We start from the raw sequence: 21,339 nt of genomic DNA, 5'->3' as shown, positions 1-21,339 counted from the left end.
GCAGGTCTAGACATAGATCCTCACATTCAGAGAACTCGTATGCCCCCAATACCCTACTCAGCATCAGCCGCGCCAGATGGGGTCTCCTTGCCGCTTACGAACCGGAAGCAAAATATCCAAGCAGCATGGGCGCAGAGATAGTGCCAAGGCTCAAGGCAAAGTCGAGTGCGCTGATATTGGACGAACTTCGTGCATTACTGCTTCGCCCGACAAAACCATGCCCAGTTGTAATGATCGTGCCGGAAGTCACGCCGAGGAGCCCATAGGAGAGCAGAAAGACGGTGTAGCTCTGCGCACCAACACCAACATGGGTTGCAACTGCGCCGATGATGGCTGCACATGCGAGAATCAGCGCAGGTCGGTATTGGGTTATAGCTCGGGCGGCGACTAGCGAGCCGCCGACGATACCGGAACCCCAGGCCACGTAGAGTAGGCTACCCTCTGCGGCATTTATGGCAAATTGCCGTTGCAGGTCTGGTAAAGCGGCTGGGGCAAAAGTACCGAGTGCCCCAGCAACGAAGAAGGCCAACATCAGCGGCAGCATGGCACGCGAATTCTGCTTTTCGTCCATTGCATGTCTCCTTGCGGTTCGCAAAAAGAGAAGGAACAGTGAGCGCTAGTCAGTATTTCGAATCTACGCGGATCGGCGGATGATAAGTGGTTTTGCCGAAAAGGATTTTCGGCCAGTGGACGATGGAGTTTAGCTTCAGCTCGAGATACATACGGTGAAAGGGGTGGGCGACGTAGCGGACTGGATTGCGGATATAGTCCTGCTCCCCATAAAGGCCGGTCTTCGGAATATGCTGAGGCGGTTCTACATAGGTGCCGAACACCCGATCCCAAAGTGTGAAGCGGGCGCCGAAATTACAGCCGAAGTCCTTGTTGTGGCCCTTTTCTCGGGAATGATGCGTGTAGTGAACGGCGGGGGTGACGAAGATGCTTCGAAGCCACCGCAGGAGAGGGAGTTTGATCTCTGCCTGATAGAGGGTGATCGAATGAGAGGGGTTCGTCCATGCATCGAAGAGCAAGATGACGATCAGGCCCCAGCCGCTTTGTGTCACATCGAAAGACAAAAGCTGGGTAATGACCGGCATGAACAATAAGACGAAAGCACGCCCTCCGGCGACGTCAAGGATTGCAGACTGCGGATCGACGGACTGGGTAAGTTGCGTGAGATTTTGGGTACGGTGATGGCTGACGTGGCCGAGGCACCAGAACAAACGCACCTTATGACTTAGACGATGTGACCAATAGTAGCAAAAATCGGCCATGAGGCAGGCGGTCAGCAAGGCCAACCAACCGTCGAGCTTCACGAGCGTGGGCACATGGCGCACGAGTTGCACGTAATAGTCCACCAATTTTTCGAAGAACGGGTTCGCGAAGGTGAAGATGGCCGTCAGCAGGTAGATGCTGTTCACCAAAGAGACGGTAATCATACCAGGCCAGTCGAAAGGCTCACCCTTGATACGCTGATGCAGCAACAGATCGAGCGCGCCGACAATAATGCCGAAAATGATTCGTACTAAGGCCGCAATTAACAATAGATCGGCAATTTGACGAGAAGAGATTGCCTCCATTATGACCGGTTCGGTTCCGTAGAAGACAGTAACGGCTTTGGCCTTGAGGATCGAGAAAGCCTCGATCCCTTTGTGATGGAAAGCCATCTCCAGGAGGAACGCGCCAAAGGCCGCGATCAGCAAAAAGTATGCCGCCCGATGCTCCTTCCCCGGGACAATGTCCTTTTCCCAGAATATTTCTCTGATAAACTTACTTACCCCTGCCGAGGAAGGGCGTTTGAAGATCCTCTTTGCCGAAATAAAATGCAACATGTTACCTCCATTGCTTGGCGCGCAAGCTATGTCCAACGACGTTTCAGGAATGACGGGAAATCGGAATTCGGTGATTCCGTGGATCGACGTTCAGCTCAGCGGATTGTCCACCCTCCATCGATCACGAGGTTGTGGCCGGTAATCAGAGAGGCAGCTGGTGAGGCAAGGAAGACGATTGCGCCGGCAACCTCTCTCGGCTGGCCCAACCGATGGAGAGCGGCGATACGGTCTATCGTATCCTGTTTGAAAGCCGGCTTGGAAAGCGCCTTTGCTGTACCAGGAGTTTCGATAAAGGTCGGGCAAACGGCATTTACGCGGATGCCATATTCACCCCATTCGACCGCCAGACATCGCGTCATGTGCGAAACCGCTGCCTTGGCAAGGCAATAGACCGTCTCCCCTGGCAGTGCGACAAGGCTCGCCTGGGAGCTGACATTGATGATGTTTCCGCCACGGTTCACCTCAATGAGGTTACGGGCAATTGCCTGGGAAATAAAAAACGCCGACTTCACGTTGAGGTTCATAACCTGGTCGAAATCTGTCGGCGTCACATCAAGAGCCGCATCAGCTATTCCGCCACCCACGTTGTTTACGAGTATGTCGATCGGGCCAACCTGCTCAATGGTCTTGTCAATCGCGGAAAGGCAGCGATCAATCACACCTGCGTCCATGTGCAGGATCTCTACTCGGCGGCCCATATCCCGGATGCTGCTTGCCAATTCTGCAACATCGGAGGAAGGCCGTACTCCGAGAAGGAGATCAGCGCCAGCATGGGCTAGAGCAAGTGCCGCCGCCCGACCGATGCCACGAGACGCGCCCGTCACCAGTGCGAGAGAGCCTGAGAGATCGTAATTCGGCAGATCGTGGCTCATGACGCGCTCCCATAGGCCCTGATATAGTCGATGTCGAACCAAGCCTCCTTGGCGGCTTCGCGCGCTCCGAGCCCAGAGAGATCATAGAAATTAAGCATGATCTGCATCGGATAGGCCGGCGATTGGGTGGTTGTCGTCACTCTTTCGCCATCGACGTAGAAATCGACGCCCGACGGTGTCCAGTCCATAGCATAGACGTGCCAATCCTCGATATTGATCGGCAATGCGCGGCCATCGATTTCATCAACAAGCGTGGGATCCTGTATCTTCTTGATTCCCCGATTGATGGACGAAGCGGATATACCGGCTTTATCGCCAAAGGCCTCGAACACAGTGATCTCCCCCGATTTCTCGGGAGCATCCTCGAAACCGATGAGCCAAAGAGCCGCGAGATTCCACGGATTGAGCTTGGCACACGCCTTCATTTCGAGTCGGCAATATTGCGGAACGAAGAGGCGCATCTCCGGAAGAGTGTGACGGACCCTCAGATTATCATTAAAGCGGTGCTGGCCTTGCGAACTGTCGAGTGGACCTGCGAAATGCCCCGTCTGAAGGCCGGATACCCGGATCTGCCCATCAAATTCGGGGCACCATGGCTGCTGATCGTTTGCGATCGTAAGGCGCAAAATGCTGTCGGCGATATTAAACCGCGCCGCAGCGCCCAACCCACTCCAGTGCGGGAGATAATAAGGAAGCCATTTCTTGGCATCCAAGTCGTGTCGGTCGAAATTGTCTTCGAAAATAATGTTTGATGCGTAAGGTTTTGTTTTCTCACAAAAAGCGTTCAGAGGCGGCCTAGCCATTCATGTGGCTCCTATCGTTGTTCGGCGGCCCTCCTCCAAAGCCATGTATATGCGTAACGCATATATACTTCAGTTGATTTATATGCGCAACACAAATAAAATGGCTCCATGCACTCAAAACGACTTCAGAATATCGTCGGTGCGCTAGCGCTGAAGATAGCCGATAATATTGCGGAAAATACCGAGGTTCTCGCGCCCCGCGATGATCCGGCTGCGGCGATTGCCCTGATCGGGCGTTCGCCGAGATGGACAATCCGTCAGCTTAGCAACGATCTCGGCTTGTCACATGCCGCCACCGTACGACTGGTGGATAGGCTGGTTGCCGACAGCCTGATGTTGCGGGAGAAGTCTACCAAGGATGGGCGCGCTGTAGAACTCGTTCTGACCCAAGTTGGCGAACAGGTTTACAGAGACATGCTCGAAGCCCGTCATCATTGCCTAGCCAAACTTCTTTGCCGCCTGTCTGACGAAGAACGGGAAATGCTGGGCAAGATCAGCGAAAAGCTTCTGGCACTGGCGGCAAAGAATACAACGGATCGAAGCCGAACTTGCAGGCTCTGCGATGTTGCAAACTGCAAGACCTGCCCAATGGATATCGCTGTGTCGATCTAACTGCTGGTCCGCTCATTTGCGCGAAGATGCAGGGAGACCCAAGACTGGCCCTTTACAAGGCCGGGATGTGCTGCCACGAACTATCAAGTTGACCTCAAGCGCTACGCGTTGAGGGATGGTGGCGCTTTCCAGTATCGAGTTCACCGCCTTTTGCGCAAGTTCCTGGAGTGGTTGCGCGATGGTTGTCAACCCAGGTTGCAAAATTGCCCCTTCTGGCACACCATCAAAGCCGACAACCGATACGTCGCTTGGTACGGAGATATCGTGTTTGCTTAGCCATTGTATCGCGAACATCGCTATCCGGTCGGACATTGCGAGAATGGCAGTCGGCGGCCTCGGCTGTGAGAATAGCGTCGTCAAGGCAGTCTCGACGGTCGGCCGGTCATTCAGCGTTCCATATATCGAAACATCGTCGCGCCTAACACCAAATACCTCCAACCCTTGCCAATAGCCAATCATCCGGTCTCGCATACTGACACCCAAGACCTCGTCCAAATGCTCCGGCGATAGAGCTCCATGAGAAAGGCTGGAGTTGGCGACAGCGAGCACCGCTACACGTCTATGCCCTAGTTCACCTATATGCCTCGCCGCCAACACTGCCCCGGCTTTATTGTCGATGCCAATCTGCGGGATTGTAGCGTCCTGATGGCCTAGCGCTAAAGCTATGAAAGGCAATCGCCGCTGGCGTGTCAATTCGACAAGCCTTTCGCCCCCTTCCACGCATAGCAGAATAAAGCCATCCACGAGCGCGCTGTTGATATTCCAGGCGAGCTTTTCCTGGTTCTGCGCCGAAACCAGTGCGATTCCAGTTCCGGTGACATCGCAAACCTCGCTGATTGCGGTCATCAGGGAACGTGCCCATTGATCTTCAAAAAAGTATGACAACGGTTCTACTGACGCCACGCCAATCGCATTGACGCGCCCCGCCCGAAGGAGCCGGCCCTTTAGGTCTGGTCCTCTATATCCCAGTTCCTTGGCTACCCTGAGCACATGTTCCCGCACTTCATCGCGCACCACCCCTGGGCGGCTGAAAACGTTTGAGGCCGTACCTTGCGACACGCCGGCCGCCTTCGCGATATCAGCCAATTTCACTTGTTTGTTTTTCAAGCTTGCAGCGTCCTGTCGTTGCCTGGCGCAATAGCATGCATAGAGCACTTTTTGTATCGATTCAAATCTGCTTGACATTTCGCCGAGATGAATCGAAATTGAATCGATTCAATTCCGCGACGGCTCTGTCAGAAACCTGCTGAAAGGTACCCGAAATGATTCCCATCAGCCATCTGTTCAAAGATATTTACAATGAGCGTTGGGGCTCCCCCCTTAATTTGACGCCGGAGATCGATACTGTATCCGGCTCGCGAGAAGGGGGCCCAAAGGCAGTTCTAAAAACGTTTCTCTGCTTATTCCACCGCAAACGCGGAACTGCTTGGTCCTTTACTCTACCTACAGATCACCGCCTGAGGTGAGCGAAGCAGTCTAATTCTCACACTCCAATTTGAGAGCGCCGGTGCAAAAGTCGGCCACGGTAGCGGCAGAATAATCCATCCGCGGGCGGAGTAAAAACCGGCCACCTATTTCCTTTCTGCAATGAGCGCAGGAGGCACAGGGGATGTTTGGTCCGCCTGAACCCTGACTGGTTTTTAGACCTGAATGATGAGTGAGTTATGCAGGAATTGGTTGCGGGGGCTCGCTTCAAATCTCCATAGTCAACAAATGTTGGTCTCGGTCAGAACCTGCCCGAGCATGACGAAAGAGGTGAAGCTTTGCGCTTACCTCATACGCGTCCCTATTCCGCAATCTCCGAGCTTCCCACCCAACGCCCTTCGGCAAACGACCGGGCCATGGCGTGGATGCTGCGCTCGATCTTCAGGCCTTCCTCGAAATCGATGATATGGGCCTTTTTCCCCTCGATTGCCGCGATCAGTTCCCGGCATTCGATCACCTTCAGATCGTTGAAACCGAGGCCGTGGCCGGGGGCGGGGATGAAGCGGTCATAGGGCTTGTGATGCGGTGCCGTGAGGATGGTTCTGAAACCCTGCTCTTCCGGGCGTCCATCCGTGGTGTAGAGCTGGAATTCGTTCATCCGCTCCTGATCGAACAGGATCGAGCCGGTGGAGCCATAAATCTGGATGGCGATGCGGCCCTTGCGGCCCCAGGCGGAGCGGTTGGCGATGAGCACGGCGGAAATGCCGCCTTCTAGCTTCAACAGCACGCTGGCAAGATCGTGCGTCTCGACGGCGCGGTTGCCGCCGCCGGCAAGCGGGCGGGTTTCGTAAGGTTTCACCATGTCGGTGATGGCGCTTTCGGCATGGCCGAACAGGGCGAAGAGCAGTGACAGAGGGTGCACGGCAAAATCATCCAGCGCGCCGTAACCTGAGGAGGCCTCGCTCTTCCAGTAGAAGGGCTGGGTGGCGTCGGCCATGAAGTCCTCGTCCATTTCGGCGCGGACGTGATAGACGTTGCCAATCGCGCCTTCGTCAATCAGGCGGCGGATGTGGCGGATGACGGGGTTCTGGATGTAATTGTAGCCCATCGCTGCCGCCTTGCCGGACCGGCGGGCGGCATCGCGCATCTTCACCGCGTCAGTAAAGGCGGGCGCCATCGGCTTTTCGCACCAGACATGTTTGCCGGCCTCAAGGGCGGCAATCGCCATTTCCGGGTGGAAGGCGTTGGGCGTGGTGACCGAGATCACGTCGATCTCGGGGTCGGAAAGCAGGTCGCGCCAGTTGCCCGTCGAGCGGGCAAAGCCGAACTCGGCGGCTTTCTTTGCGGCAAGCTCGGGATTGACTTCCGCGAGCGTCACGAGGCGGGGGCGTTCCACATCGCCGAAGACGCTGGTGACGTTGTTCCACGCCAGCGCGTGGCATTTGCCCATGTAACCGGTGCCGATAAGGCCCACGCCAAGAGCGGCCATGCTATTCTCCTCCCGAGAGTTTTATAATGAAATCAATGTATTGAGCGTTAAATGTGACAGGCGAAACGAAACCCCTCCGCCCTCATCCCTGTGCTTGTCACAGAGATCCAGCCAGCCCAAGTCCTTGGGCTGGGAAGACTCTCCCCGTCGCGCAGACGCGCGCTAGCTGGATTCCTGTGACAAGCACAGGAATGAGGACAGGTGAGTGAATTACGGATTATCCCGCTTGAAAATCCAGTCATGATCCGGGTGGTTCTTGAAGCGCCATTTGCGCATCGGCCCCGCCATCACGTTCAGATAATACATCTCATAGCCATAGGGCGCGCCGCAGGGGTGGTGGCCCTTGGGGACCAGCACGACATCGCCGTCTGACACCGCCATGGTCTCATCCAGCGAACCGTCTTCGGTAAAGACGCGCTGGAAACCGAAACCCTGCGCCGGGTTGAGGCGATGATAATAGGTCTCCTCCAGATAGGTCATATCGGGGTAATTGTCCTCATCGTGCCGGTGCGGCGGATAGGAGGACCAGTTGCCCGACGGCGTGAAGACTTCCGTTACCAGCAGGCTGTCCGCCACATCGCGCTCTTCCATGGCGATGGGGAAAATGTAACGCGTATTGGCGCCCTTGCCACGCTCGGTGAGCTGCACGCCATTGGGACCGATCTGCTGCGCCTCGCGGCTGCCTTTTTCGCCGGGCGCGGTGCAGATACCGACGGTGCAGTCGGTCGTGGCGGTCAGCGACCATTCGGAGCCTGCGGGCACGTAGACGCAATGCGGCGGTTTGCGTTCGAACACATTCATGCGGTCGCCGAGTTCACCGAAGTCCTTACCGCCTGCGGAAATCGTCGCCTTGCCTTCCACCAGCACGAGGATGACTTCGGTATCGCCGGTGCTTTCCGCTGCCGTTTCGCCCGGCTTCAGGCGGTAGAGGCCGAAACCGACATAACCCCAATCCGCGCTTTGGGGCGTGATGTCGTGCACCTTGCCGCTGGTCGCGACCGGCTTGCGCAGAAGTGAGGTCATGGTGGTGTTCCTTTTTGGTCAGTCGTTCAATTTATCGGGCGGCTATTCCCGCGTTTCCCTCATCCCTGTGCTTGTCACAAGGATCCAGCCAGCCCAAGTCCTTGGGCTGAGAGGAGTCTTTCCGCCGCGCCGACGCGCGTCGGCTGGATTCCTGTGACAAGCACAGGAATGAGGGAGGAGGGGATGCACCGGAACATACGATTCCAGGACGTATGGACGAATGCCCCCCGCTCAGCTCAAGCAGCCTGAGCCTTGTCCAGCCCTGCCTCGCGCGCAAAAGCCTTCAGCGATTTCAGCCCGAGGCTCTGATATTCGAACGGGTTGCGCACGTCAGGGTCCTGTTCGGCCTCGATCACCAGCCAGCCGCTGTAACCATGCTCGGCCGCCACCTTCAGCACCGGCGGGAAGTTCACGCCGCCTTCGCTGTCGCCGGGAACGGTGAACACGCCGCGGCGCACGCCTTCGAGGAAGGAGAGCCGCTCACCCCGAACCTGATCGGCAATGGCAGGGCGCACGTTCTTGGCATGGATATGGCCGACACGACCCATGTATTTCTGCGCGACGCGCACGGGATCGCCGCCGCCGAACAGGCAATGGCCGGTATCGAGCAGCAGATGCGTCTTCGGGCCGGTATGCTTCATCAGGAGGTCGATTTCCTCTTCGCTCTCGACCACCGTTCCCATGTGGTGGTGATAAACGAGGGTGATACCCTGTTCTGCGGCAAAGGCGGCCAGCGCCTCGACGCCCGCGCCGAATTTCGCCCAGTCCTCGGCCGCAAGGCGCGGACGGTCGACCAGCGCCTTGTTGTCATCGCCATGGATGGCGTTGGAGGTCTCGCAGACGATGATGACCTTCGAGCCCATGGCTTTCAGCAGGTCAAGCGCCGGCTGCATCGCCTTCTTTTCGGATTCGATGTCATCGGTCAGAAGGTTCAGCGAATGCCAGCCGGAGACGAAGGAGAGGCCGCGCGGCGAAAGCACGCCCTTCAGGCCTTCCGGCTCAGTCGGGAATTTGTGACCCTTTTCGATGCCGTCGAAACCGATCTTGGCGGTTTCATCGAGGCATTGTTCGAGGCTGATATGCGCGCCCAGCGTGCGGTCGTCGTCGTTGGACCAGGCAATCGGGTTGGTTCCGTAACGGATCATCTTACTGTCTTTCCTTGACATGGTTTTCATAACGGACGCGGGCCGGGCCGATTTCGGCGCGGTCGGAAACTTCAGGCACCGCGACATCCCACCAGTGACCGCCGGCCTGCGGCGTCGGGTAAGGGTCGGTATCGATGACGATGACGGTGGTGCGGCTGGAGGCACGGGCTGCCGCAAGCGCCTCTTCCAGCTCGGTAATGGTGGAAACCTTGCGCGCATCCGCCCCCATCGAGCCCGCATGGGCCACGAAATCGATGGCGATCGGGTTGACGTTGGTGTGGGCGTAGAGGTTGTTGAACTCCGCGCCGCCGGTTTCCATCTGAAGGCGGTTGATGCAGCCGTAACCGCGATTGTCAGTAATGACGAGCGTGATCTTCACGCCCATGGCAACCGATGTCGCAAGCTCGGAATTCATCATCATATAGGAGCCATCGCCGACCATGACGATCACGTCGCGGTCCGGTTCCGCCATCTTGATGCCGAGGCCGCCGGCCACTTCATAACCCATGCAGGAGAAGCCGTATTCCATGTGATAGGAGAGCGGCAGCCTGGATTTCCACAGCTGGTGAAGCTCGCCCGGCATGGTGCCGGCCGCGCACATGACGACAGTATTGTCACGCGACTGGCGCTGCACCGCGCCGATGACCTGCATGTCGGTGGGCAGGCTGTTGGAATTTTCTTCGCCCGGCGCTGCCGTATCGGCATCGGCCTTTTTAAACCATGCAGCCTTGAGACCGGCGTCCGGCGCGGCAAAACGGTGGCTGCCGAGTGCTGCGGAGAGCTTTTCAAGTCCGATCTTCGCATCCGCCGTCAGGCTGATCGCATCGTGCTTGGCGCTGTCATAGGGCTGAACGTTAAGCGCCAGGATTTTGCGGTTCGGGTTCTTGAACAGCGCCCAGGAGCCGGTGGTGAAATCCTGAAAACGGGTGCCGACGCCGAAGACCAGATCGGCCTTTTCGCTGATGATATTGGCGCTTTCCGCGCCGGTGACGCCGACGGGGCCGAAATTCAGATCATGGTCCCAGGCGAGGGCCGATTTACCGGCCTGCGTTTCGACGACGGGAATGGAATGGGTTTCGGCAAAGCGCTTCAGGGTTTCGGTTGCGCCGGCAAAATGCACGCCGCCGCCGGCAACGATGATCGGGTTCTTCGCCGCCTTGAGCGCAGCGACGGCTTCATCGAATTCCACCACATCCGGCTCGGGGCGGCGCTGGCGCCAGACACGCTTTTCGAAGAAGCTGACAGGGTAATCATAGGCCTCCGCCTGCACATCCTGGCAGAAGGCGAGCGTGACGGGGCCGCAATCGGCCGGGTCTGTCATGGTGCGCATGGCGCGGGGAAGCGCTGTCAGCAACTGTTCCGGCCGCATGATACGGTCAAAATAACGGCTGACGGGGCGGAAGCAGTCATTCACCGTCATCGTGCCATCGCCGAAATCTTCGAGCTGCTGCAAGACCGGATCAGGCCCACGATTGGCGAAGACGTCGCCGGGGATCAACAGCACCGGCAGGCGGTTGACATGGGCAAGGGCGGCGGCCGTCACCATGTTTGCCGCACCGGGGCCGATGGAGGAGGTGACCGCCATGGCGCGGCGGCGACGCAGCTGCTTGGAATATGCGATGGCCGCATGGGCCATGGATTGCTCGTTCTGGCCGCGATAGGTCGGCAGTTCGTCGCGGATACCATAAAGCGCCTCGCCGATGCCGGCGACATTGCCATGGCCGAAAATGGCCCACATGCCGGCGATATAGGTTTCGCCATGTTCATTCATCTGCGCTGCCAGGTAACGAACCATGGCCTGCGCAGCCGTCAATCTGATTGTATTCACGCTGCCTCTCCCTTTTTGGCGCGCGCCTCATCCCAAATGCGGCACAGGCTGGCATAGCGCTGCGCCATATCCCTGACCGCTTCCTCATCGGTCATCTTGCCACCGAGCCAGCTGCGGGCGGCATCCGCGAAAATCGTGCGGCCAACGGCGAAACCTTTGACCAGATCGAAACCGGCGGCAAGGCGGAAGCTCTCTTCCAGTTCGCTTTGCGGCGCGTCGAGACCGAGAACGACGATGCCCCGCACGTAAGGATCGTTGCGATGCACGGCGTCGCAGGCGTTTTTCCACGCAGCACGGGTCTTCATCGGCTCCAGCTTCCACCAGTCGGGATAGACCCCGATCTCGTAAAAGCGCTCGATGATGCGGGCGGCGGTCAAATCGTCGGTCGGGCCGACCTTGGAGGGAATGACCTCCAGCAGCATTTCCAGCCGGTTGCGGCGTGTCGCCTGGAACAGACGCATGACCGTCTCTTCCTGCGCGGCGCGCATCTCATCCGTATCGTCGGGATGATAGAAACACAGAACCTTGACGACATTTTCAAGCGGCCATTCGGAAAGACCGCCGAAATCCTTGCCGAGATCGGGTTCCAGCGTCAGCGGGCGCGAACCCGGCCATTCCACCGGGCGACCGATCCAGAGGCCCGAGCCGCTGGCGGCAAACAGGGCGTCACGTCCAAGGCGGCCGTCGCAGAGAATGCCGTAACCCGGCCTGTCACCGGCAACATGCTGTGCGGCCTGAAGGCAGAGTTTCTTGAAAGCGCCGATCTGCTCGTGCTTGACGCCAAGCTCGTCGGCGATGGCTTCCAGCTGCATGCGGTGGTCGAAGGCGAAGACGCGCATCGTGTCCCAGTCGCCCTTGCGGTTGGTCGACCAGTGCACCTGTTCCAACGCCTCGTCCTTGCGCAGCGCCTTGTTACGAATGCCGGCCTTGAAGAAATATTGCAGCTCCTCCCAGCTTGGATAGGCAGGCGTGCAGCCATGGCGGGAGACGGCGAAGGCGCCGCAGGCATTGGCGTATTTCAGCGTCGTCGGCCAGTCTTCGCCGCGCAGCCAGCCACGGAACAGCCCGGCCATGAAGCCATCGCCGGCACCCAGAACGTTGAAGACCTCGATCGGGAAACCTTCACCCGTCTCGCCATCGTCGAGGCTGGCAGGAATATCGCCAGCGAAAACCGAAGCGCCCATCGGTCCGCGCTTGCACACCAGCGTCGCATTTGAGACCTTGCGCACGGCGTTCAGCGCGGTCAGCGTATCGGTGGAACCGCCGGCAATGTGGAATTCCTCTTCCGTGCCGACGATCAGGTCGAAGAGATGCAGGGTGGATTGCAGCTTGGCGGTGACCTTCTGCGATTCGACGAAACGGCTCTCGCCATCGCCATGGCCGGCCACACCCCAGAGATTGGGGCGGTAATCGATATCGAGCGCGGTCTTCGCGCCATTTTCGCGGGCGAGTTTCAGCGCCTTCAGCACGGCCGCTTCCGTCTTCGGATGCGACAGATGCGTGCCGGTGGCGCAGATGCAGCCGGCTTCGGCGATGAAGGCGGGATCGATGTCGTCTTCGCTGAGCGCCATGTCGGCGCAGTTTTCACGATAGAAGATCAGCGGGAACTGGTTCTGGTCGCGAATGCCGAGCAGCACCAGCGCGGTCAGCCGCTCCGGATCTGTCTTTACGCCACGTACGTCAACGCCTTCGCGCACCAGCTGTTCGCGGATGAAGCGACCCATATGCTCATCGCCGACACGGGTGATGACGGCGCTGTTGAGCCCGAGGCGGGCAGCGCCGGCTGCGATATTGGTGGGAGAGCCGCCGATATATTTGGCAAAGGAGGCCATGTCCTCCAGACGGCCGCCGACCTGCGAACCGTACAGATCGACAGACGAGCGCCCGATCGTGATGAGATCAAGTTTTTTCAAAAGGTTCCTCCTTAGCACCGCACCTCGGTACGGTCTGCCTCACATGTCTGGAGCGGCATTCAGGCGACGATCGCCCGCATCTTTCGCCATCCCGCTCCGATGAGCCTCCTCCGCTCATTTTCGTTCGTCACGAGACGGACGATTATGGAATGCCCGTTTCATGGATTTGGATCATAAATTCTATTTTTTCCGTTTTCAATAAAAATATTCAGGCTGTTTTGCGAGTTCCCACAGCCACGGCCAGCGTAATGGCCAGACAGAGCGTGGCGGAAAGCGAGCGAAATGCGCCGAAATCGATCTCGGTGACGGTCAGCAGCGTCGCGCCGGATTTCCGCAGCGGATTGACGGCGGAATCGGAGAGCGCCACGACCGGAATACCGTTGGCGCGGGCGTTTTCCGCCAGCTCCAGCGTTTCGGCGGAATAGGGAGAAAAGGTGATAGCGATCAGCGCGTCGTCACGGGAAATGGCGCTGATATTGCCGAGCCCGCCGACCGCACTGTGCAGAACCGCCGGCACCTTCATCTTCTCGAAGGCGTAAGCGAGATAGCTGGCAATGGGAAAAGAGCGCCGCAGACCGATGATATGCACGGTGCGCGCCTTCGCCAGCGCCGAAACCGCCTCGTCAAGCTGGCGGGTATCGACCGATTTCAGCAGCATTTCCAGTGAGGAACGGCCGGCCTCCACGAATTCGGCAAGCAGGCCGGATGCGCTTTCATCGCCCTTCTCCCGCAGATGGTCGAGTCGCGTCGCATAATCCGGCCAGCCGCCGACATAGGAATCACGGAACAGCCGCTGCATTTCCGAAAAGCCGGAAAAGCCCATGATCTGGCAAAAACGCATGAAGGCCGAGGGCTGTACGCCAGCCCCTTCCGCCATTTCAGCGACGGTGGAAACGGCGATGCGATCCTGATTGGAGGCGACATAATCGGCGCATTGCCGCAATCGTTTCGGCAAACCCTCCGCGACCTGGAGCAGCCGCTCCTCAAAAGCCTTTACGGATTCTGGCGCCTCGATTGCCGTCATTGTCGTTCCTTTGTGCAGACTGAAATCGTGTGCACTTTAACTGCAGTGGAATTTTTATTCCATTGGGTTTTTTGAGGAAGGGCAAATGAGACGGCGGGGGCTTTGTGTGATCGGTCACCCTCCGTCATTCCGGCCTTGAGCCGGAATCCAGCCGGCGCGCGTCTGCGCGGCGCGAAGAGTTTTCACCCCAAGGACTTGGGGTGGCTGGATACCGGCTCAAAGCCGGTATGACGAGATTATATATATGAACGCGCAACGGCGATGCGTTGGCTCAATGCAGCCCGCCGACCCCAAGATGCGTATCGATAATATCCGGGTTTTCCGCAAGATCGCTCGACGGCCCTTCCCAGACGATGCGGCCGCGTTCCATGATGATGGCGTGGTCGGCGAAGTCGATGGCCATCTGGATGCGCTGTTCGACGAGGAGAATGGTCATTTCGCCGGATTGGGCGAGTTTGGAGAAGGCGGCCATCAGCTCCTCGCAGATGACGGGGGCAAGGCCTTCGAGCGGTTCGTCGAGAAGCAGCACCCGCGGTTGGCCGAGAATCGTGCGGGCGGTGGAAAGCATCTGCTGTTCGCCGCCCGAAAGTTGCGAGCCGAGATTGCGGCGGCGTTCCTTGAGGCGCGGAAACAGCGTGTAGGCTTCCTCGATGGCCGATTTCGGCCGGGTCTTGAGGCCGACGAACAGGTTTTCCTCGACGGTGAGGGTGGGAAAAACATCGCGGGTCTGCGGCACGTAGCCGAGGCCGGCTTTGGCGCGGGCGGCACTCGGCAGGGCGGCGATGTCCTGCCCGCCGATGCGGATATCGCCGGCAAAGCGTTTCGTCTGGCCGGCCAGCGTGGCGAAGAGGCTGGTCTTGCCGACGCCGTTGCGGCCGAGAACCGCGAAACGCGAGCCCGACGGCACGGAAAGCGACAGGCCCTCGATGACGCGGGTAGGGCCATAACCGGCGGTGAGGTTGACGATTTCAAGCGGCGCTGCGGGCATCGGCGTAACTTCCCAGATAGGCTTGGCGGACTTCCGCATTGCTGGTGACGTCTTCCGGTGAACCGTCGAAGATGACGGCGCCGGCTGCCAGAACGACGACGCGTTTGGCGAAACGGAAGACCAGATCCATGTCGTGCTCGATCATCAGGATCGCTAGATCGGCCGGCAGCCGGTCGAGCGCCTGTTCGATGCGCGCGGTTTCCGTGGAAGGCACGCCGGCGGCCGGTTCGTCCAGCAAAAGGATTTTCGGGCGAAGCGCCATGGCAAGCGCGATCTCGATCAGCCGCTGCTGGCCGTAGGCGATTTCGCGCACCTTTGTTTCGGCAAGGGCCAGAAGGCCAAGCGTGCCGAGAATGTCGCGGGCTTCGCTCATCACCGCAGGCATGGCGCGGTAACGGCCGAAAATCCGGCCCGTTTTGCCTTCGCGCTGGAGAATGGCAAGCGCCACATGCTCCTCTGGCGTCATATCCTGAAACAGCCGTGTGACCTGAAACGAGCGCACAAGGCCGCGCTTCACCCGCTGGCTGGCGCTGAGGCCGGTCACATCCTCGCCGGCGATGCGCACCGTGCCGGCCGAGGGCTTGATATTGCCGGTGACGAGATTGACGAAGGTGGTCTTGCCGGCGCCATTGGGGCCGATCAGCACCGTGCGGTCTCCCGGCGAAAGCGACAGCGAGACATTGTTGGTGACGACGAGGCCGCCGAAATTCTTCTTGAGGCCGGAGACTTCGAAAATGGCGCTCATTTGCGACCTCCACGGATGCGCGCGATGATCTGTTCACCCGCGCCATAAAGCCCGCGCGGCGCAAAAAGCACGACGGCAATCAGCAGCAGGCCGACAATGGTGAGCCAGTGGAACGGATTGGCGGCCGAAACGACATCTTCGAACCACATGAAGGTGACGGTGCCGATCAACGCGCCGTAAAGCGAACCCGCGCCGCCGAGCACCAGCATGACCAGCGCTTCGGCCGAAAGCGTGAAGCTGAGGCTGTCGAGGCCGACGACCTGGGTGGAGATGGCGTTGAGCGAACCGCCGATGCCGGCGACGACGCCCGATATGACAAACATCTTCAAAATCGTGCCGTTGACGGCGCCGCCCATGGCCTGAATGCGGATGCTGTCCTGTTTGACGCCGCGGCACAACATGCCAAAGGGCGAATTGACCACGACCCTGAGGGCGAGGAAGACGACGAGCAGCAGACAGACGCCATAAATATAGGCGGTGCGGCCGAAAAGATCGAATTCGAAGGTGCCGAACAACGCGTCCGGGGAAACGCCGGCAAGACCGTCGCTGCCGCCCGTCCAGCCCGATGCCTTGTTGGCCGCCTCATGGAACAGGTGGATGACGGCGATGGAAAGAACGAGCTGCGGCAGGCCGTGGGCGCGCAAGAGAACCGTGCCGGAGACCAGCCCGGCAACGCCGCCCGCGCCTGCGCCGATCACGGTCATCAGCAGCGGATCGGTAATCTCGAAATGGGCCGCGGCAATACCGGCGGCATAGGCGCCCGCGCCGAAGAGCGCGGCATGGCCAAGCGTTGCGACGCCGCAATAGCCGGTAACGAGATCGATCGACAGCACCAGCAGTGCAATGGCGGTGATGCGGGTCAGAAGCGCCAGATTATCCGGAAACAGGTAATAACCGGCAACAGCGGCGATAATGATGAGGAGCGGCCCCGCAAGCGTGCGCAGCGGCGAGCGCGCCGTCGGGATTTCTGCCGTTTCAGTCACGTCGTTCATGAGCACCGCCATCTCATTTCGCCCTTCCGAGAAGGCCGCGCGGGAACAGCGTGATGATCACGATGACCGCTAGGTAAAAGAAGAATTCGCCATATTCGGGGGCGAGGTAGCGCCCGGTCGTATCGATAGCGCCGAGCAGCAGGCAGGCGATCAGCGCGCCGGGAATGGAGCCCGCGCCGCCGACCGAGACCACTACGAGGAAGGTCACCATATAACGCAGCGCATAATAGGGTTCGACCGGCAGCAGTTCCGCGCCGATGACGCCGCCCATGGCGGCAAGGCCGACGGCGATGGCGAAGCTGACGGCATAGATAACCTCGGTGCGAACGCCAAGCGCGGCCGCCATGGCGGCGTTATCGACAGCAGCGCGCAGCTTGATGCCGAAGGCGGTCTTTTCGAAGGTGAACCACAATGCACCCGCAACGGCCAGACCGCAGGCAATGGCGAAGATGCGATGCGTGGCGATGGTGCGGAAGCCGAGATCGGTGGGGCCGGCCAGCTGCTGCGGCAGCGGAATGGTCTTCAGCGTCGGGCCGAAGACGAAGTTGGCGATGCCGATGATGCAAAACGTGATGCCGATGGTCATCAGCACCTGCGTCAGTTCCGGCGCGCCATAGATGCGACGATAGAGAAAACGCTCAAGCGGAATGGCAATGACGATGGTGCCGACGATGGCGACGAGGATCGCCACCGCGTAACCGAGGCCGAGGCCATGGGCGGCATAGGAGGCGAGATAACCCCCGATCATGGCGAAGGCGCCATGCGCCAGATTGACCACCCGCATCAGCCCCATCGTCACCGAAAGGCCGATGGAGATGATGAACAGGACCATGCCATAGGCAAGCGCATCGACAAGGATGCTGAAGACCGTCTGCATGCTGAAAAATTCCTCCCGGTGCTGCAATGCCCATCCGGGCCGGAGACGGGCCGCTATTGGCGGCCCGACAACGTCTTTTAAAAGCTGCCGTTACTTCGCGGCGGCGAGGCCCGGATCGCCCTGTTTTTCGAAGGTCTGGACTTCCTTGTTGTAATAATTGCCGTCATCGCCCTTGGCCACTTCGCGCAGATAGATGTTCTGCGTGATGTGGCGGCTTTCCGGATCGATGCTGACAGGGCCGCGCGGGCTTGTCCAGGAAAGACCCTTCACCGCGTCCACCGCCTTTTCCGCATCCTGTTTGCCGCCGGTGGCCTCGATCATCTTGCTGATGACATACATGCCGTCAAAGGCGCCGACGGAAGGGAAGGAGAGCTCCTTCGGATTGCCGATGGCCTTGGCGGCGGCTTCCACGAAGGTCTTGTTCTCAGGCGAATCATGCGAGACGGCGTAATGGAAGGTCGTCTGCATGCCGAGTGCGGCTTCGCCAAGCGCCGGCAGGTCGGATTCCTGCGTCAGATCGCCCGGCGCGAAGAGCTTGACGCCTGCGGATTTCAGGCCGTTATCGTTGAAGGCTTTGACGAAACCGAGCGTGGTCGGGCCCGACGGCAGGAAGGCGAAAACGCCCTGCGCGCCGGAATCCTTCACGCGCTGCATGATCGGGCTGAAATCATTGGTGGAAAGCGGCATGCGGATGCTTTCGACAACCTCGCCGCCGGCGGCGGTGAAGGCCGCCTTGAAGGCGTTCTCGGCATCGACGCCGGGGCCGTAATCGCTGACCAGCGAAATGACCTTCTTCACGCCGCCATCAAAGGCCACCTTGGCGATGGGGGTGGAGGTCTGCCAGGTGGTGAACGAGGTGCGTACCACATAGGGGCTTTTCGTCACGATGGCCGAAGTGGCGGCATTCATGATGACCATCGGCACGTTGCCCTGCTTCAGCAAAGGCGTGACGGCCATGGCGTCGGGGGTGAAATAGAAGCCGGCGAGATATTGCACGCCTTCCTTCACCACCAGTTCCTGCGCCAGCGCCTTGGACTGCGCCGGATCGGCCTGCGGCACATCGCGATAGACGACTTCTACCGTATCGTCGCCGACCTTGTTGCCGTGAAGGGCGAACCAGGCATCGATGCCGGCCTTGAAGTTCTTGCCCTGCAGCGCGAAGGGGCCGGAGAACGGACCGACCACGCCCACCTTGATGGTCTCGGCATAAGCGGCAGTACTGAAGCAGATGGCCGCGATGGCGGCGGTGATCCGTAATTTCATGATTTCCTCCCAATTGATCCGTGGCTCCCATCCACCGATCCAGACTGCCAGATTGATGAGTGCGGTGGCCAAAGTAAAATGAAATAAGGGGGGTGATAAATAACCTGACGGTTATCAATGCCCGTCTCGCCGGTTTTGTCTCATGCGAGATCGCACAATAGTGATCATCCCGTGATTCTCACTATATAGCGCCGCCGCAGCCATCGCGAACGGTGTTTTCGCGGCACGTGGTATCGAAATGCTTCGTCATGAAAACCAGCTTTTGCGACATGTTTCGAAAATAACGGTCATACCCGCGCAAGCCTCGTGCCTTAACCAGTTCTAAGGGGATTGTTTGTAGCCTCGCGAAGCATATTGTGAACTTTATTTGGTGTCTGATGGGCGAATATCAAAATAGAGTTGTTGAGTTGATGCGGGATCGCGTTGGCGAAAGTATACTCAACAATAAGATCGAGCGCCGCGAAGCATTTCTTCGCAAGGCGCTGGCGCTGTATCACGTCATGGGCGGAGACGCGCAAGGCATGCACGCTGCGGTGGAGGATGTCGTCAACCTGCAAAAGCCGAGTGTCGATGTCGCTATTGGTGACGTGATGCATGAGCTGGCAGCAATCGGTCACGTCGCCGATCTTGATATTATTCAGGCCGGGTACAACAAGCTTGATGCCGCTAATTTGCATATTCTGAGCAAGGGCAAGAGGCTTTTGCAGAAGCAGCGGGACCAAAAACTCGCCAGCACGGCGGGAAAATAGGCCGCCCATCGAGGGCGGCCCGCAATATCAGGCCACTTCCCCGACGAGAATCTCCTGCCAGGCATCATAGGCGGAGAGAACCGTTTCCATCTGTGCGGTGTGGCCGGTGATGAAGTCGTTGCCGTAGATCGTCTCATCAGGATATTCGGTGATCAGCGTCATCGGCACGGTGTGGCGGTCGTCGACGGAGGACAGGCACGGGAAGCCGTTGATGATGCGGAAACCGGTTTCGCCGGCGTGGATTTCATAAAGAGCGATCTGTCGGTTGTTGTAGTCGAGCAGGCCGGGAATGGCGCCGAGATGGCGGGTCACCCGGTCGAGCAGGGCTTCGGCCTGCCTTTCCCAGTCCGCATGGTGGCGAATGATGAGGAAGAACCCTTTCGGCAGCGTCCACATGGCGAAATTGCGCGGGACATAACCGGAAAGCGGCCGGGTCCATTCGTGGGATGGATAACCATGCAGGTTCACATGCAGGCTGGCGCCGCTCATCTCCTGCGCCCTGAAACGGATTGCCTTCTCGTTGAGATGGACGCCCGAATTCTCCCGCGTGCGATATTCGAGATCGTCGCCGAGCGCCGTGTAACGCGCCGCGTGATGCATGTGGCGCGGATTGTCGGCTCTCAGCCGTTGATGCAGGGCGTAACCATCCGGATTTTCCAGCGGCGAAATGGTGAAATGTGCGCCCTTGCGCTCTGCGAGTTTGCGGGCGGCGCGGATGGCGCCGACAATGCCTGTGGTCTCGTTGGGGTGCTGACCGCCGCTGATCATCACCGCGGAATCGCTGCCGGCGACATAACGGGCGGCAAGAATACGGCCGGAACGGGAATGGGCCTCGAAGGCTTCGCCGCCGATCTCTTCAAGCAGTTTCGCGAGCTGGCCTGCCGCAACCGGTTCGCTGGCCGTATCGATCTGCTGTTCACGGCCATCGAGAAAGGCTGTGGTGAGCGTGCGGGCCTCGATGCGGACGGAGACTTCGCCTTCGCTTTTGACAATTTCCGGCACGATCTGGCCGGGCTTCAGGCCCCGGTCACCCAGCGGCCGGCCGGACTTCTTCTGGAAGAACTCCAGGAGCGAGAAATAGAAATCCTCATGCAGGGCTTCGCGCAGGCTGACGACCTCATCGCCGAGGGCAAGTGGCAAATCTTCGGCCGGATGCGCGACGCGGATGTTCAGTTCCTCGAAATAGGGCTCTTCATCGCCCCAGCCATGGTTGGCGACGGCATGGATCGCCGCTTCGAAAAGCCGTTCGTAATCCGTCTCCAGCCGCTCACCCACAGCATCGCCGGCAAGCCGGAACCAGCCGGTGGGCGAAACATTGGTGTCGCCGACGATATCGGTGTGCACCCGGTTTGGCGCCAGAATCTTCAGGGTTTCCTTCTTGCCGTTGCGGCTCAGGGTAACATCATAATGGAAGGCGTCGTCTTTTCGGGCGACGAAGTCGATCTTCGCATCGCCCACCAGAGCCGCCAGCGGATAGGCTTCCAGCCGGAAACGATTGGCGGGCGCGTTTGCGTGTACGGGGTAACGCACCTCTATGGTGTCGACGCCATCCAGATTGATCTCTTCCATAAAGGTGAAGAGAAGCGGCTTGTAGGCGCTGCGGATGCGGGCGCTTACGCCCTTTTTCTTCAGCCGGTTTTCGGCTTCGCGGCGGCTTTTGGCATCATCGAAGCTCCATGCCTCGAAGGACTGGCCGGGCTCGGCATTGGCGAGAAGCGCATCCAGCGTGCGTTCGAAAGTCTGGTCGAAAATCTGGCTCATC

Annotated in this window: 19 protein-coding genes; 2 read left to right on the top strand and 17 right to left on the bottom strand. The window is 59.1% G+C overall.

The window, feature by feature from the left end:
• Positions 1 to 94: 94 nt before the first annotated feature.
• From ACQZ5K_RS22975 to ACQZ5K_RS22960, 4 genes are all read right to left on the bottom strand, one after another.
• Positions 95 to 571: a hypothetical protein gene (locus ACQZ5K_RS22975; RefSeq protein WP_448741515.1), complete on the bottom strand. Its 477-nt coding sequence runs from the start codon at positions 569 to 571 to the stop codon at positions 95 to 97.
• Positions 572 to 620: 49 nt separating this feature from the next.
• Positions 621 to 1,829, bottom strand: coding sequence for a sterol desaturase family protein (locus tag ACQZ5K_RS22970; protein WP_448741514.1), 1,209 nt, complete (start codon positions 1,827 to 1,829; stop codon positions 621 to 623).
• A 95-nt stretch (positions 1,830 to 1,924) separates the two neighbouring features.
• Positions 1,925 to 2,701, bottom strand: a complete 777-nt coding sequence (locus ACQZ5K_RS22965) for an SDR family NAD(P)-dependent oxidoreductase (RefSeq protein ID WP_448741513.1) — start codon at positions 2,699 to 2,701, stop codon at positions 1,925 to 1,927.
• A complete protein-coding gene (locus ACQZ5K_RS22960; RefSeq protein WP_448741512.1) occupies positions 2,698 to 3,504 on the bottom strand; it encodes a glycoside hydrolase family 16 protein in 807 nt (268 codons plus the stop codon). Before ACQZ5K_RS22960 ends, ACQZ5K_RS22965 begins: the two co-directional genes overlap by 4 nt.
• A 108-nt stretch (positions 3,505 to 3,612) precedes the next feature.
• On the opposite strand from ACQZ5K_RS22960, the gene ACQZ5K_RS22955 reads away from it, so the two are divergent.
• Positions 3,613 to 4,116, top strand: a complete 504-nt coding sequence (locus tag ACQZ5K_RS22955; protein WP_448741511.1) for a MarR family transcriptional regulator — start codon at positions 3,613 to 3,615, stop codon at positions 4,114 to 4,116.
• 12 nt (positions 4,117 to 4,128) lie between these two features.
• Here ACQZ5K_RS22955 and ACQZ5K_RS22950 read toward each other — a convergent pair whose 3' ends face one another.
• From ACQZ5K_RS22950 to ACQZ5K_RS22895, 12 genes are all read right to left on the bottom strand, one after another.
• Entirely contained in the window at positions 4,129 to 5,223 is a 1,095-nt protein-coding gene (locus tag ACQZ5K_RS22950) for a LacI family DNA-binding transcriptional regulator (RefSeq protein ID WP_448741510.1), read from the bottom strand.
• Positions 5,224 to 5,902: 679 nt separating this feature from the next.
• Positions 5,903 to 7,030, bottom strand: a complete 1,128-nt coding sequence (locus ACQZ5K_RS22945; protein ID WP_448741509.1) for a Gfo/Idh/MocA family protein — start codon at positions 7,028 to 7,030, stop codon at positions 5,903 to 5,905.
• Between the two features lie 210 nt (positions 7,031 to 7,240).
• Positions 7,241 to 8,053 (bottom strand): 5-deoxy-glucuronate isomerase, encoded by an 813-nt coding sequence (gene iolB, locus ACQZ5K_RS22940; RefSeq protein WP_448741508.1) that lies wholly within the window; start codon positions 8,051 to 8,053, stop codon positions 7,241 to 7,243.
• 236 nt (positions 8,054 to 8,289) lie between these two features.
• Positions 8,290 to 9,198, bottom strand: a complete 909-nt coding sequence (iolE, locus tag ACQZ5K_RS22935; protein ID WP_065116994.1) for a myo-inosose-2 dehydratase — start codon at positions 9,196 to 9,198, stop codon at positions 8,290 to 8,292.
• Between the two features lies 1 nt (position 9,199).
• Entirely contained in the window at positions 9,200 to 11,026 is a 1,827-nt protein-coding gene (gene iolD / locus ACQZ5K_RS22930) for a 3D-(3,5/4)-trihydroxycyclohexane-1,2-dione acylhydrolase (decyclizing) (protein WP_448741507.1), read from the bottom strand.
• Positions 11,023 to 12,939, bottom strand: a complete 1,917-nt coding sequence (locus ACQZ5K_RS22925) for a bifunctional 5-dehydro-2-deoxygluconokinase/5-dehydro-2-deoxyphosphogluconate aldolase (protein ID WP_448741506.1) — start codon at positions 12,937 to 12,939, stop codon at positions 11,023 to 11,025. Before ACQZ5K_RS22925 ends, iolD begins: the two co-directional genes overlap by 4 nt.
• A gap of 208 nt (positions 12,940 to 13,147) precedes the next feature.
• Positions 13,148 to 13,963, bottom strand: a complete 816-nt coding sequence (locus ACQZ5K_RS22920) for a MurR/RpiR family transcriptional regulator (protein ID WP_003519830.1) — start codon at positions 13,961 to 13,963, stop codon at positions 13,148 to 13,150.
• A gap of 271 nt (positions 13,964 to 14,234) precedes the next feature.
• Complete coding sequence (locus tag ACQZ5K_RS22915) at positions 14,235 to 14,951, bottom strand: ABC transporter ATP-binding protein (RefSeq protein ID WP_020809642.1); 717 nt, start codon at positions 14,949 to 14,951, stop codon at positions 14,235 to 14,237.
• On the bottom strand, positions 14,932 to 15,696 hold the full coding sequence (locus ACQZ5K_RS22910) for an ABC transporter ATP-binding protein (protein WP_020809643.1): 765 nt from the start codon (positions 15,694 to 15,696) through the stop codon (positions 14,932 to 14,934). Before ACQZ5K_RS22910 ends, ACQZ5K_RS22915 begins: the two co-directional genes overlap by 20 nt.
• Positions 15,693 to 16,700: a branched-chain amino acid ABC transporter permease gene (locus ACQZ5K_RS22905; protein ID WP_137005608.1), complete on the bottom strand. Its 1,008-nt coding sequence runs from the start codon at positions 16,698 to 16,700 to the stop codon at positions 15,693 to 15,695. Before ACQZ5K_RS22905 ends, ACQZ5K_RS22910 begins: the two co-directional genes overlap by 4 nt.
• A 1-nt stretch (position 16,701) precedes the next feature.
• Complete coding sequence (locus ACQZ5K_RS22900) at positions 16,702 to 17,565, bottom strand: branched-chain amino acid ABC transporter permease (protein ID WP_003519826.1); 864 nt, start codon at positions 17,563 to 17,565, stop codon at positions 16,702 to 16,704.
• Positions 17,566 to 17,655: 90 nt separating this feature from the next.
• Positions 17,656 to 18,828 (bottom strand): ABC transporter substrate-binding protein, encoded by a 1,173-nt coding sequence (locus ACQZ5K_RS22895; RefSeq protein WP_003519825.1) that lies wholly within the window; start codon positions 18,826 to 18,828, stop codon positions 17,656 to 17,658.
• Positions 18,829 to 19,205: 377 nt separating this feature from the next.
• Here ACQZ5K_RS22895 and ACQZ5K_RS22890 point away from each other — a divergent pair, with 377 nt between their 5' ends.
• On the top strand, positions 19,206 to 19,577 hold the full coding sequence (locus tag ACQZ5K_RS22890) for a hypothetical protein (protein WP_078053182.1): 372 nt from the start codon (positions 19,206 to 19,208) through the stop codon (positions 19,575 to 19,577).
• Between the two features lie 27 nt (positions 19,578 to 19,604).
• Here the strand turns inward: ACQZ5K_RS22890 and ACQZ5K_RS22885 are convergent, their stop codons facing one another.
• Entirely contained in the window at positions 19,605 to 21,338 is a 1,734-nt protein-coding gene (locus ACQZ5K_RS22885; RefSeq protein WP_448741505.1) for a M14 family metallopeptidase, read from the bottom strand.
• Position 21,339: the final 1 nt, after the last annotated feature.

The organism is Agrobacterium sp. 22-226-1 (genome assembly GCF_053522345.1).
This window is presented reverse-complemented; position numbering and strand designations above follow the sequence as displayed.

What these genes read in the sequence shown, in the direction of transcription:
- ACQZ5K_RS22975 (WP_448741515.1), bottom strand. Translation starts at nt 571, where the DNA reads ATGGACGAAAAGCAGAATTCGCGTGCCATGCTGCCGCTGATGTTGGCC.
- ACQZ5K_RS22970 (WP_448741514.1), bottom strand. Translation starts at nt 1,829, where the DNA reads ATGTTGCATTTTATTTCGGCAAAGAGGATCTTCAAACGCCCTTCCTCG.
- ACQZ5K_RS22965 (WP_448741513.1), bottom strand. Translation starts at nt 2,701, where the DNA reads ATGAGCCACGATCTGCCGAATTACGATCTCTCAGGCTCTCTCGCACTG.
- ACQZ5K_RS22960 (WP_448741512.1), bottom strand. Translation starts at nt 3,504, where the DNA reads ATGGCTAGGCCGCCTCTGAACGCTTTTTGTGAGAAAACAAAACCTTAC.
- ACQZ5K_RS22955 (WP_448741511.1), top strand. Translation starts at nt 3,613, where the DNA reads ATGCACTCAAAACGACTTCAGAATATCGTCGGTGCGCTAGCGCTGAAG.
- ACQZ5K_RS22945 (WP_448741509.1), bottom strand. Translation starts at nt 7,030, where the DNA reads ATGGCCGCTCTTGGCGTGGGCCTTATCGGCACCGGTTACATGGGCAAA.
- iolB (WP_448741508.1), bottom strand. Translation starts at nt 8,053, where the DNA reads ATGACCTCACTTCTGCGCAAGCCGGTCGCGACCAGCGGCAAGGTGCAC.
- iolE (WP_065116994.1), bottom strand. Translation starts at nt 9,198, where the DNA reads ATGATCCGTTACGGAACCAACCCGATTGCCTGGTCCAACGACGACGAC.
- ACQZ5K_RS22920 (WP_003519830.1), bottom strand. Translation starts at nt 13,963, where the DNA reads ATGACGGCAATCGAGGCGCCAGAATCCGTAAAGGCTTTTGAGGAGCGG.
- ACQZ5K_RS22915 (WP_020809642.1), bottom strand. Translation starts at nt 14,951, where the DNA reads ATGCCCGCAGCGCCGCTTGAAATCGTCAACCTCACCGCCGGTTATGGC.
- ACQZ5K_RS22910 (WP_020809643.1), bottom strand. Translation starts at nt 15,696, where the DNA reads ATGAGCGCCATTTTCGAAGTCTCCGGCCTCAAGAAGAATTTCGGCGGC.
- ACQZ5K_RS22905 (WP_137005608.1), bottom strand. Translation starts at nt 16,700, where the DNA reads ATGGCGGTGCTCATGAACGACGTGACTGAAACGGCAGAAATCCCGACG.
- ACQZ5K_RS22900 (WP_003519826.1), bottom strand. Translation starts at nt 17,565, where the DNA reads ATGCAGACGGTCTTCAGCATCCTTGTCGATGCGCTTGCCTATGGCATG.
- ACQZ5K_RS22895 (WP_003519825.1), bottom strand. Translation starts at nt 18,828, where the DNA reads ATGAAATTACGGATCACCGCCGCCATCGCGGCCATCTGCTTCAGTACT.
- ACQZ5K_RS22890 (WP_078053182.1), top strand. Translation starts at nt 19,206, where the DNA reads ATGGGCGAATATCAAAATAGAGTTGTTGAGTTGATGCGGGATCGCGTT.
- ACQZ5K_RS22885 (WP_448741505.1), bottom strand. Translation starts at nt 21,338, where the DNA reads ATGAGCCAGATTTTCGACCAGACTTTCGAACGCACGCTGGATGCGCTT.